We start from the raw sequence: 12,048 nt of genomic DNA, 5'->3' as shown, positions 1-12,048 counted from the left end.
CCGTCTGGAGCCAATCGTGACAACGATACAAATCGCCTCGAAATTACACCTCACGGACTTGACCCTGCTGATTGGTCGGCTGCTGCTGTCACTGCTCTTCGTGCATGAAGGCCTTGAGTTGGCGAGCCACTTCGACAGTGCCGCAAAAGCCATGGCGGCACTCGGCGTCAGCTCGCCGCTTCTAATCGGCACCATAGCGCTTCAGCTAGGAGCTGGGCTTGGCGTAGGCCTGGGCCTCCTGACCCGCCTGTGCTCGGTCTGCCTTGGACTGTTCTGCCTGGCAACGGCCGCCCTATTCCACACCAACTTTGCCAGCCAGAACGAATTGCTGCATTTCGAAAAAGATCTCGCCATAGCCGGCGGCATGTTCGCCCTCGCCATAGCCGGCGCCGGCGCGATCTCGCTTGGCAGCGTGGTGACTAGCTTGGTGAGGCGTCGGCGGCGGGAGAGAGACTATGCCGCGCTCCTAGCGGCGGGCCGCCCGTGGTCGGCGGGCGATATCAAGCTTCCGTACTAAAATCGGCCAATATCCCGGATCTCATTTCAACCGCCGCCTGGACGGCGGCTACAAACTGATGGCGCACGCCGCTCGTGACTGGCGCGGATCATCTAGCGGGCGATAGCGAAGTCGATACCCGCGTGATCGTCAGGCATCATGCCGCGCTGGGAGGTTGTTGCTTCGGCTACCAACTCAAAGTGATTGTCTGGGACAGTTCGGCGATGTCGCCATAGATCTTCGAACCTGGGACGAGAAAACATTTGTCACCGAGGACTTCGAAGAGTGAGCTTGACGCGGTGCAAAACGGCAGGTTCTTCGAATTGGCGTACGTGCCCAAGGTCGCGGTTTCGACCCTAAGGTCCTTGGCTTCGGCACAGCCGACACTGATCGCGAGAATAGCGATAGCAAAGAGAGTCGTCTTGCTCATATTTTGCGCCTGGATCCAGCTCTTGTCGGGTAAGTGCCGCGATGCACCAAAGTAGCACCGGCCCACGATCGGCTTCATCCATCGATTGGAGGAAGCGGGCTCATCCATAATTAGCAATCTTGAGGAAGGCGCGGGCGCGCCAGACTCATGGAACGGCGGACGGAATTTCTATGGTGACGAGCGTGGCGATCACGGCCACCGTTCGCAAACAGTCACTCAGGACGGCGTAAACGTCTCGACTCCGAGCTATGCTTTCCGCTTTCCATCATTGACCGTACCAAAGCGTCGCGCAGCATAGTGCGTGGAAGCGACTCCGGCGTGCCGCTAGAGCCCGCAACAGACGGCACTCTAAGCTCTATCGCGGCTGAAATGAAAAGTTCCGGTCGGAACTCGTTCAGTTTGGGGTCCCAGTGGCCATCGCTAGACATTTCGAGATTTGCGGTTCGAACCGGCTCGCCTCATCGGCATGAGCGGGTTACGGCCTACATCCTCAAAGCAAGACAGCCAGCATTCTCGCCCCCTTCGGTCGGTCGGTGCGCAAACCTGTCATCACTGGTACTGCCGCCTCACCCCAGCTTCGAGCGTGCACCCTGGGCCCATGTGCGCTTCACTATTCTTTCACTTTATTAGCGTACGTTCATATACGGACATGTTGATGTAGCTTGTACGTGCCCAAAGCCCCGGCGCAACGACCCAGCGCTGGGGCTTTTTGTCCGCCTGGTAATCCGCGTGTTCAATCCGCCGTCGCTCTCGATCCCAGTGCGAGCGAATTATGCCGCAAAGTCTCTGAGGCAAGACGCTGTGGGCGCCACCGCGGTGCGAAGTGCGAGTGCGGAGGAACTTTCTGGCACTCCGCCAATTATTGTGCATGTCCCAAACAGCACACGTCGAACCGCCCCTTCTCTCCCAAGACAGCCCGGATAGGAGCGTGAACTGCGCAGTCGCCCTCGAGGGCGCGTACGCCGCTCTGGTGTCCTCTTGCATCGAGCAAGGCTGGACGGCTGAAGAGGCTGCCACCGCACTTTTCAACCTCGCCAAGGAACACCTCGAACAGCTCAAGGCAACGCCATCGACTTGAGCATAGCTGTGCGTGTTTCGACATTTCGACGTCGCGGCGTCGGATTATTTGCATGCAAACCAGTTTTACGACGCTATCCTCCCATCCTCAACGAAGATTCTGGGAGGAATGCATGGCTGCGCATGAGCAACATGCCGTTGAAATTGTTAGGGACAAAGAGTGGTCGGTTCGCGTGACGGTCAACGGCACCACCATCACGGTCCCTTTTACATCAGAGAGCTACGCGCGTTCGTTTGCAGATGGTCAGGCGTTCCGGCTGGGCGTTCAGGTCGCGGAGATCAAGAAGGCGGCCTAGCTGCGCGCTTGGCAAGGCCGCATGGCGATGAAACCTCGAGTGACCAAAGCCGGTTGAATTAGCCGTTGCGCGGCATAAGAGCTTGTGCCTATAGTTAGTACGTGGCTCGCACGAACAAGCAGACCTGACTGTGACGACCTGTAGATGGCGGCCAAGCTCGGCTGCTGCACGGTCTGGAGGTGAGCCGGAGCACTCCGTCAACAGGGGATACGCACAGTGAACCGCTTTCAGAAACTCTCGACCGCAGCTCTCGTCGCAGCATCCTTCACGTCGGCCGCCCTCGCCGCGAATGACAAGCTGACGATCGGCATCGTCACCTTCTCGACCTCCGATGTCGACACAAACCAGATGGTCGACACGATGAGCCAGGAAGCCAAGTCCAAGGGCTGGTCGGTGGAAACGCTCAATGCCAATGGCGATCCTTCGCAAGCGATCACTAGCATCAAGCAGCTGGCAACCAAGAAGGTGGACGCCATCATCGTCACGGTCTTCGATTCGACCGGCCTGGCGGGAGGGCTCCAGGCGGCGGCGGACGCAAAGATCCCGGTGCTTTCGGCCGGCGGCGGCATGGCCGACGGTATCGCGCTTTCTGCAAGTACCGGTGCTGCCCAGCCGCTGATCGACCTGATGCTGAAGGATATCGGCAAGTCCGGAACTGTGCTCGACCTCACCTACCATCCCGGCATTCCGTGCCGCGAACGAGCCGACGCCTTCGATGCGGCGGTCAAGGCAAATCCGGGGCTCAAGGCGACCTCTCACGAGATCAGCATCCCGGGTGCTGCCGAGTCCTCGCAGGCCGCGACCAACGCCTGGCTTGCAGCCAATGCCAACGCCAAGGGGCCGTTCGCCATCTTCAACTGCTATGACGACAACGCTATGGGCGCGATCGCGGCGCTGAAGCAGAACGGCCGCAGCGACGTGAAGGTCTATTCGTTCAACGCCACAGCACCTGCTGTCCAAGCCGTCAAGGACGGGACGATGACCGCCACGCTCGGTGTCGATCTGACTTCGGCAGGCAAAATGCTAGTCGATCAGATTCCCGATATCCTTGCAGCCGGCGACCAGTGGAAGCCCAAATCCTTCGTGCCGGGCTATACGCTCGTCACCAAAGACAACGTCGATAAGTTCATGAAGGACAATCCGCAGTAAGTTCTGCCGATTGAGGTCCGGTCCGGACTGGCCGGGCCGGCCGGAATGCCGTCATGAGAGCCACCATGTCCGCTGATCATTTACTGCCCGAAACCAGCGCTCCGGCAGAGGCGCCCCGCGTCCTGCCGTCAACGCAGACCGGCTATACCTCGCCCAATGCCCGACAGCGGCGCGCGTTGCTCATGCGTCTGCTCGGGACCTACGGCACCATCATCGTGCTGGCCTCGATGCTGGGGATCTTCTCGGTACTGGAGCCGGGGACCTTCGCAACCATCGGCAATTTTCGCAATATCGTAAACGACATGGCGATCGGCACCATTGTCGCGGCCGGCCTCACCGTGCCACTCGTCGCCGGTGATTTCGACCTCAGTATCGGCTATGTCGCGAGTTTCTGCGGGCTGCTCGTGGTCGGGCTGTTGAGCAGCAGCGGCTTGCCGATCCTCCCCGCCATCTTCCTTGTCGTCGGCCTCGGAACGGTCATCGGCATTGTCAATGGCATTGTCGTTTCGAAGATCGGCGTGAACGCCTTCATTGCCACGCTTGGCACCGGCACCATCGTCGTCGGGCTGAACTACGCCTATTCGGGCGGCATTCCGCTGCAGCTCACGCAATCGCGCGAATTCACCAATATCGCGATCGGGCGCATCGCCGGGGTGCCGCACCTCGTCATCATCATGGCCGTCGTGCTTGCGCTGCTGTGGGTGATCCTCAACCGCACGGTGCAGGGTCAACACATCAAGGCCATCGGCGTCAGCCCGGAATCAGCGCGCCGCGCCGGCGTCGCCGTCGATCGCAGCCGCATCGTTGCCTTCGCCATCGCCAGCACCTGTGCTGCTATCGGTGGCGTGCTGATGGCCTCCAATCTCGGCTCCGGCCAGGTGACGGCGGGTGACAGCTTCATGCTGACCTCGTTCTCGGCCGCCTTCCTTGGCTCGGCGGCGCTGCGAGAGGGTCAGTTCCATATCCTCGGCACCTTAATCGGCGTGCTGACGGTCGCCGTTGGCAACAACGGGCTGGCCATGATCGGCGCGCCGATCTTCACGCAGTTCTTGTTTACGGGCTGCCTCCTGGTGGTCGCCGTGGCGCTCGGCGGTATCGGCCGCCGCTATGCGAGGGGATAGGCCATGGCGCACAAAATGCTGCTCAGCCTGCGCGGGATCTGCCGCAGCTTCGGCGGCATCCAGGCACTCGATGACGTTTCTTTGGACGTCGCCAAGGGCGACATACTCGGCCTCGTTGGCGACAATGGTGCCGGCAAGTCGACGCTGATCAAGATTCTGGCCGGGGCGCACGACCCGACTTCCGGCGAGGTGATCCTCGAAGGGCGGCCGCAAAAGCTGTCGCCGCCGTCCGAAGCGCAACGTCTCGGCATCGAGACGGTCTATCAGGACCTGTCGCTGATCGGCACGTTCACCGCCGCCGAAAATTTCTTTCTCGGCCGCGAGATTGCGCTTGGCCGCGGCCCGGCGCTGCTACGCTGGGTCCGCCGCAAATCGATGGGCGACATCGCGATGCGCGGCCTCGAGGACCTGCACATCGATATCCCCGGGGTGCGCAGCAAACCGGTGGATCGCATGTCCGGGGGCCAGCGCCAGTTGGTGGCCATCGCGCGAGGTGCCTTTTGGGGCCAGAAGCTGCTGCTGCTCGACGAGCCCACCGCGGCGCTCGGCGTGCGCGAATCCCGTGAGGTGCTCGATCTCATCAAACGACTCGGCGCCCAGGGGCTGACGATCATCATGGTCACCCACAATCTCGATCATCTCTGGCAGGTGTGCAACCGCGTGGTGGTGATGCGCAGGGGCCGCAAGGTCGCGGATCTCGCAAGTTCCGGCACCAACATGGAGGAGGTCGTCGCTTATATCACCGGCGCCAGGCAGCCGGCGACCGAGCAGGCTCTCGCATGAGCGCGACTGAAACGATGACGCTGCGCCGGCTGCTGGCCAACGCGCCGAGCCGCTGGGGCCATTGGGGTGCCGACGACGAGAACGGAGCGCTCAACTATCTGACCGCCGACGAGGTCAAGCGCGGCCTGGCGTCGGTGCGGGAGGGCCGCACCTTCACCCTCGGCGTGCCGGTCGCGACCTCCCAGGGCGATGCCGTCTTTCCCGGCCGCTGGCCGGCGAAGCACTTCATGGTCGCCGACAAGGCCGGCTTCGAGAACGGCCACTGGCAACCGCTTGCCGGCGGCCTCGAATTCGCAGACGACTATGTCACCGGCTTCGCACAGGCCGGCACGCATTGCGACGCGCTCGGCCACATGTGGTTCGACGACACGCTTTGGAACGGCTTCGCAGCAAGCAGTACCAATGGCGGCATGACCAAGGCCAGCATCATGCCGATCGCGGAGCGTGGGATCGTCGGACGCGGCGTGCTGCTCGATATCGCCCGGTTCCGCGGCAAACCGGTCCTGGAGCGCGCTGAAACATTCACGCATCGCGACCTCATGGAATGCGCCCGCACCCAAGGGGTCGATATCCTGCCGCGCAGCATCCTTCTTGTTCGCACCGGCTGGGTCGGCGCATTGGCGGCGGGAAGCCAAGGCGTTGGCGATGGATATTGGGAACCCGGACTGACCTTTAGCCTCGACCTCGTGCGCTGGTTCGACGAGATGCAGATCCCCTGTCTGGTTACCGACACGCTGGCCAACGAGACAACCTACGAGCCCGAGACCGGGCTGATGCTGGTGCTGCACGCCGCGCTGATGCGCAATCTGGGCGTGGTGTTCACCGAAATGGCATCGCTCGACCTGCTGGCCGCCGACTGTGCCTCCGACCGCCGCTACGAAGGCTTCTACTGCGCCAGTCCGGTCAAAGTGAGCAAAGGCACCGGCGGCGCGGCAAATCCAGTGTTCATCAAATAGCACCCAACAAGGTGGAATGGCTTATGACTTCTGCAGACGATCAGATCTGTTTCCTGCCGGCCACGGAACTGGCCCAGCGCATCCGGCGCCGCGACCTGTCGCCAGTCGAAGTGACCGAGGCTTATCTGCGCCGCATCGAGGCGCGCAACCCGTTGGTCAACGCCTATACGCTGGTTCTCGGCGACCAGGCGATGGAGGCTGCGCGGTCCGCCGAAAAGGCGGTGATGACAGGCGGTCCGCTTGGACCGCTGCATGGCGTCCCCGTCGGTATCAAAGACCTCGACGATGTGGCCGGCGTGCCCTCATCGATGGGTTCATTGGCGGTGCACGACCGGGTGCCCAAGACAAGTGCTGTGGCAGTCGAGCGCCTGCTCGACGCAGGCGCCATCGTGCTCGGCAAGACCAACACGCCGGAGTTCGGCCATAAGGGCATCACCGACAATCTGCGCTTTGGGCCGACCAGTACGCCCTTCGCGATCGGCTACAATTCCGGCGGCTCGTCCGGCGGCAGCGCGGCAGCGGTCGGCGACGGCATGGCGGCCCTGGCGCAAGGCACGGACGGCGGCGGTTCGGTCCGCATCCCCGCCTCGTTCAGCGGCACCGTCGGCTTCAAGCCCTCTTTCGGCCGCATTCCTTCGGTGACTCGGCCCGACGCCTTCCTGTGGGGACATCCTCTGGTCCACATCGGACCACTGGCCCGCACCGTTGCGGACGCGGCGCTGATGACCAAGATCATGGCCGGGCCACGCAACCGCGACCCGTTCTGCCTGCCGGACGACGGCGTTGACTATGTCGGCGCCGTTGCCGGGCCGACACGGAAACTTCGCGTCGCCTACAGTCCGCGACTAGGCAATTTCCCTGTCGATGCTGAGGTCGCCACTGTCATTGCCCGTGCCGTCGATGTCATGCGAGGACATGGCATCGAGGTTGACGAGGTCGAGCTCGATTTCAGGGCCGATCACAAGGACCTGGCGGCGCTTTGGGTGCGCACGATCTCGATCCACTATGCTGCCATCGCCGTGTACTGGAAACAGGAGGGCATCGACCTAATGGGCGAGCACGCCGAGGTGCTCACCCCGCAGTTCCTCGCCATGCTGGAGGGCGCTTACAAGGTGTCCGCCGTCGACCATGCGCTCGACGATGTTTTGCGCACCGGCGTGCATGATGGCCTCGAGGATGTATTCGAAACCCATGACCTGATCGTCTCGCCGACGCTGGCCGTTCCGCCCGTCAAGAATGCCACGGACGGCAACACGATCGGGCCGACATCGATCAATGGCGAGGCGGTCGATCCGCTGATCGGCTGGTGCATGACCTATCCAATCAACTATACCGGCCATCCGGCGATTTCGGTTCCGGCCGGCCTGACGGCGCAGGGCCTGCCGGTCGGCCTCCAGATCGTCGGGCGGCGGCATGCCGACGAAACCGTTCTGGCGATGGCGGCTCAGTTCGAACGGATGCAGCCCTGGGTCCAAAATTATCCGGGGCTCGCCGGATAGTGGGTGTCGGAATACCTAGCAGAATGTCTTCGCTTTCGTGGCCAAGTCGGTGCAGCTTTTAGGCTGCCCCGTTTTCCCCGGGCTATAGACGGGAGCGGTCCGTGATACGGCTTTGGGATCAGGCGGCTCCTTACCATCTGCTGGTCTTTCGATTATCATCGGCTGTCGTTTCGATTTTCTCCCAGAGCCCCGATGCTGCAGAACTTCGCTCGCTGAGGCTGCGGGGAGCGGCACAGAAGATCCAACCGCGCGTCTTTGATCTTTTAGCCTACCTGGTTAGGAATGCGGGTCGGGTGGTGCCGAAGGACGAGCTCATGGATGCCCTTTGGCCGGAGCTGACGGAAGCTTCCCTTCACCGCGCCGTAAGCCTGGCCCGTCGCGCGCTTGCCGGGGTTCGGCGACCTGCATCCGCAGCTTCGTCAGGCACGGCTATCGCTTCGGGGTCGATGATCCCGGTCTCGGCCAGATTGCGCCGACTGAGCCGACCGATGACCTGGAGATCTCTGCCGCACGAGACCTAGTCCTGCGGCGGGACTGGGCGGGCGCGGCCGAGCGGTTCGATGTCATCTCCCGGAAGCGGGACGTGGATCCGGGGGATCTTGATCTCTGGGCCTTGGCAGTCGAGTGTCATGGCCGTCCAGTCGCGGCAATCCCGATACTTTCTCGTGCAGTTGCGGCTCATATGCGGATAGGTCAGTCGGTGCGGTACGTGTGGATCTTCGCAATGTGGGCGAGCACCTCCGGCTTTATTGGTCCGCGAACTATCACTGCCCAGTCGGTCGAAGACGGGCGGGTATCCATTCCAAACGAACGAGACATGGTCTGATCTCCTGTGGTTTCGGTTGTGACGCCCGTCTCGGCGCTTACGGGAGGATCGCAGCGTGGCGGCGAAGCAAGTGTTTGAAGACCCGTCGTTTCGCTGACTGCAGACCAGCGCGGCTCACCCTTGGCTGACGCAAAAAACCTCTTGTTTTCCCACTGTCGTTCCCACTGCACGTCAAACGCTACCGCCCGAGGGTTAGCCGTCCGGGGCGATCCCGGTCGAGCAATATCCGAACCAGGAGTGAATGACATGCAGGACGATACAATGGTCATGGAGAAGTCTTCCGTTAAGAAGGCGCCGCGGGAGCCAAGGAACGGCGTTGACACGCCCACCCTTCTGGCCACCATCAACGCAGTCGCGGGGCAGCCCGAGCTTGCCAAGTTCCAGTTCCGTGCCAAGAGCCGCTGGATTGCCGGCACGCACAGCAGCAGCACCATGGCCAACTTCTTCGGCGCCGGCACCGAGCAGTCTCACAAGATGGCCTACCAAGCTGACAGCGACCATCCAGCGGTGCTGTGCGGCACGGACAACGGACCGACGCCGGTCGAATATCTTCTCCACGCGCTTGCTTCATGCCTCACGGCCGGCATCGCGAACATCGCGGCCGTGCGCGGGGTGACCCTGCATGAGGTGGAGTCGACCGTCGAAGGCGACATCGACCTTCGCGGCATCCTCGGCATCTCGAACGAGGTCCGCAACGGCTACCAAGGCATCCGTATCTCCTTCAAGATCAAGGGCGATGCTCCCGCTGAGAAGCTTGAGGAGATCGTGATGCAGTCGCGCGCCCGTTCCGCCGTGTTCGACGTGCTGACCAACGGCGTGCCGGTCTCGGTTGTCGTGAAAGGCTGACTTCGGTCCGGACGAGCAATATCGCCGGCCTCGTCCTGGAAAGGATGGCGCCGGCGATCTTTTGCCCCTGTTTGCAAGGCGCGGATTCCATGCAGCGTACAGACGTGGCCATTATCGGCGCCGGACAGGCGGGTCTCGCCATGAGCCGATGCCTGTCCGAGCGCGGCGTCGACCACGTCGTGCTGGACCGCGGCCGGATCGCGGAGCGCTGGCGCAGCGAACGGTGGGACTCGCTCCGCCTGCTGACGCCGAACTGGATGACGCGCCTGCCCGGCGGCGGCTATCGCGGCGCCGATCCCAACGGCTTCATGACAATGGCTGAGACCGTCGGGTTCCTGGAGGATTACGCGAGCTCGATCACCGCGCCGGTGGAGGACGGTGTGGAGGTGCTTTCGGTCGAAAAGATCGACGGAGGCTTCCGGCTGCTGACCGATCGCGGCCAATGGAGTGTGCCTGCGGTCGTGGTCGCGACCGGATACAGCGATCGGCCCCGCATTCCATCAATTGCAAAGCACATCTCCTCCCGGATCCGGCAGGTCGTGCCGCGGGACTACCGCAACCCTCGGCAGCTGGCTAAGGGCGGCGTTCTCGTGGCCGGTGCCTCCGCGACCGGCATACAACTTGCTGAGGAGATCAATCGCTCCGGCCGCGCGGTAACCCTGTCGGTCGGCAGTCATACGCGATTGCCGAGGCTTTATCACGGGCACGACATCCTGTGGTGGCTCGACCGGCTGGGAACGCTTGCCAAACCCATCGCCGAAGTTTCGGATCTCGCCGCCGCACGGCGGCAGCCGTCTCTGCAGCTCATAGGTACACCCGAGCGCAGGTCTCTCGATCTCGCCGGCCTTCGTGAGCAAGGCGTTCGTCTTTTCGGTCGAGCGGTTGCCGCCTGCGATACGCGCATTCGGTTCAGTGGCGATCTCGCCGACACGACCGCGGCGGCGGAACGCAGGCTGAGGCGCGTCCTGGCCAACATAGACCGCGCGGCCGCCGGCAAAGCCTGCTACTCGATCGACCCCGGATACATTCCGAGCTTGTTCCTGAGCGCCGAACCGACCGAAATCGATCTCATCGACCGGGGTATCGAGACCATCATATGGGCCACCGGCTATCGCCGGGAATACCCATGGCTGAAGCTGGATGTGTTCGATTCCTGGGGCGAAATCCTGAACGACGGCGGCGTCTGCGCGTATCCGGGACTTTACGTGCTCGGCCTCAATTTCATGCGCCATCGAAGCTCCAGCTTCCTCGACGGCGTCGGCCGCGATGCCGAGGCTTTGGCGGCTCACATGGCAATGTTTCTCGACGTCTCTCGCCGAGCCGCGGCCTGACCGCCGAATACAACGCTGGCGCGGCAAAAATCGACGTTGCCATAAACGCTGACACTCACGCCCGACCACGACAAGCGCTCCACTGGCGCCGTAGTCAGCGCCCGCAACCATGGAGAAAATCAAAATGAGTGCAATGGTGAACCCATCCCTGTCCCTCACCACAACGCGAGGTTTGCGCTGGGCCGGCGGAACGATGCTGGCCGCAGTCTGGCGTTTCATTCGCATCCAGCGGGACCGTCGACAGCTTCATGAGTTGCCGGATTACCTCCTGCGCGACGTCGGCATCACCCGCTTCGAGATCAACTGGGTCACCTCGTTTGCCGCGCGTGATGCCAGCCGCCGCTCTCGTTTATGAGGCGGGAGGGAGGGAATGATTGCCTCATCGACGTTCCACGTCTCGCATAAGGCGTGCCACGCACCGCTGGTCATCGCCCTGCACTGCTCCGGCGGCAGCGGACGTCAATGGCGCAAGCTGGCGGAGCGGCTCGATGAGAGCTACCGGTTCATCGCGCCCGATCTGATCGGGGCGCCGGGCGGCGGCACCTGGACAGGCGCCGGCGCTTTCCGTCTGGCCGACGAAGCCGTCGGGATCCTGGAGATGATCGACCGCCATGACGGGCCTGTGCATCTTGTTGGCCATTCCTATGGTGGTGGGTTGGCCCTGCATATAGCAGCGATGCGTCCAGACCGGCTGGCCAGCCTCTCGGTTTATGAGCCGTCGGCCTTTCACCTGCTCCGCGAGCTGGACTCTGAGGGCCGCGAGGCGCTCGGCGAGATCTCGGCGATCGCAGGCGCGATCCACGACGGCTTGATCAACGGCAGCTATCTCTCCGCTGCAGCTCGTTTCATCGATTACTGGAGCGGAGTCGGCACCTTCGACGCGATGAAGCCGGAACTTCAGGCGGCACTCGTGCGGTTTCTGCCGAAGGCCAGCCTCGACTTCCACGCGTTGATCCATGAGTCGATGCCGGCAAGCGAATATGCCCGATTTGACTTTCCGGTCTTGGTATTGCGCGGCGAATTTGCACCAGTTCCGACGCGGCTTATCGCTCGCGAACTCATTTCCCGCGTTCCGGCCGCGATCGGGGCGATTGTTCCTGGCGCCGGACACATGGGGCCGCTGACCCACGCAGATTTGGTGGCGGATCGTTTCCGGCAGATTTTGTTCCATGACACCGCGGGGTCGCGAGCTGCCTGACCGCGGCTTGCTTGCCCTACAGGCAGCGCCAACCTTCAAA

At 62.6% G+C, this 12,048-nt stretch carries 13 protein-coding genes; 12 read left to right on the top strand and 1 reads right to left on the bottom strand.

What is annotated here, in order from left to right; translation table 11 throughout:
• Positions 1-16: 16 nt before the first annotated feature.
• A complete protein-coding gene (locus tag AC0L2X_RS22325; protein WP_473600358.1) occupies positions 17-517 on the top strand; it encodes a DoxX family membrane protein in 501 nt (166 codons plus the stop codon).
• 166 nt (positions 518-683) lie between these two features.
• On the opposite strand, the gene AC0L2X_RS22320 is transcribed toward AC0L2X_RS22325, so the two are convergent.
• Entirely contained in the window at positions 684-1,034 is a 351-nt protein-coding gene (locus AC0L2X_RS22320; RefSeq protein ID WP_473600357.1) for a hypothetical protein, read from the bottom strand.
• A 1,082-nt stretch (positions 1,035-2,116) separates the two neighbouring features.
• Here AC0L2X_RS22320 and AC0L2X_RS22315 point away from each other — a divergent pair.
• The 11 genes from AC0L2X_RS22315 to AC0L2X_RS22265 all read left to right on the top strand — a co-directional run bounded on the left by AC0L2X_RS22315 (position 2,117) and on the right by AC0L2X_RS22265 (position 12,008).
• Entirely contained in the window at positions 2,117-2,299 is a 183-nt protein-coding gene (locus tag AC0L2X_RS22315) for a hypothetical protein (protein WP_473600356.1), read from the top strand.
• A gap of 216 nt (positions 2,300-2,515) precedes the next feature.
• Positions 2,516-3,448, top strand: a complete 933-nt coding sequence (locus AC0L2X_RS22310) for a sugar ABC transporter substrate-binding protein (RefSeq protein WP_473600355.1) — start codon at positions 2,516-2,518, stop codon at positions 3,446-3,448.
• A gap of 65 nt (positions 3,449-3,513) precedes the next feature.
• Positions 3,514-4,569, top strand: a complete 1,056-nt coding sequence (locus AC0L2X_RS22305) for an ABC transporter permease (protein ID WP_473600354.1) — start codon at positions 3,514-3,516, stop codon at positions 4,567-4,569.
• Between the two features lie 3 nt (positions 4,570-4,572).
• Complete coding sequence (locus AC0L2X_RS22300; protein WP_473600353.1) at positions 4,573-5,352, top strand: ATP-binding cassette domain-containing protein; 780 nt, start codon at positions 4,573-4,575, stop codon at positions 5,350-5,352.
• Complete coding sequence (locus AC0L2X_RS22295; protein WP_473600352.1) at positions 5,349-6,308, top strand: cyclase family protein; 960 nt, start codon at positions 5,349-5,351, stop codon at positions 6,306-6,308. Before AC0L2X_RS22300 ends, AC0L2X_RS22295 begins: the two co-directional genes overlap by 4 nt.
• A 23-nt stretch (positions 6,309-6,331) precedes the next feature.
• Positions 6,332-7,807: an amidase gene (locus AC0L2X_RS22290; protein ID WP_473600351.1), complete on the top strand. Its 1,476-nt coding sequence runs from the start codon at positions 6,332-6,334 to the stop codon at positions 7,805-7,807.
• 101 nt (positions 7,808-7,908) lie between these two features.
• Entirely contained in the window at positions 7,909-8,328 is a 420-nt protein-coding gene (locus AC0L2X_RS22285; protein ID WP_473560018.1) for a winged helix-turn-helix domain-containing protein, read from the top strand.
• A gap of 551 nt (positions 8,329-8,879) precedes the next feature.
• Positions 8,880-9,479: an OsmC family protein gene (locus tag AC0L2X_RS22280; RefSeq protein WP_473560020.1), complete on the top strand. Its 600-nt coding sequence runs from the start codon at positions 8,880-8,882 to the stop codon at positions 9,477-9,479.
• Between the two features lie 44 nt (positions 9,480-9,523).
• Entirely contained in the window at positions 9,524-10,810 is a 1,287-nt protein-coding gene (locus AC0L2X_RS22275; RefSeq protein ID WP_473600350.1) for an NAD(P)-binding domain-containing protein, read from the top strand.
• Positions 10,811-10,934: 124 nt separating this feature from the next.
• On the top strand, positions 10,935-11,165 hold the full coding sequence (locus AC0L2X_RS22270) for a YjiS-like domain-containing protein (protein ID WP_473560025.1): 231 nt from the start codon (positions 10,935-10,937) through the stop codon (positions 11,163-11,165).
• A gap of 15 nt (positions 11,166-11,180) precedes the next feature.
• The gene (locus AC0L2X_RS22265) at positions 11,181-12,008 is read left to right on the top strand and encodes an alpha/beta fold hydrolase (protein ID WP_473600349.1); all 828 of its coding nucleotides are present in this window, start codon (positions 11,181-11,183) and stop codon (positions 12,006-12,008) included.
• Positions 12,009-12,048 lie beyond the last annotated feature (40 nt).

This window comes from Mesorhizobium sp. WSM4828, assembly GCF_055811175.1.
The sequence above is the reverse complement of the archived record's forward strand: the minus strand, read 5'-3'. Positions and strand labels throughout refer to the sequence as shown.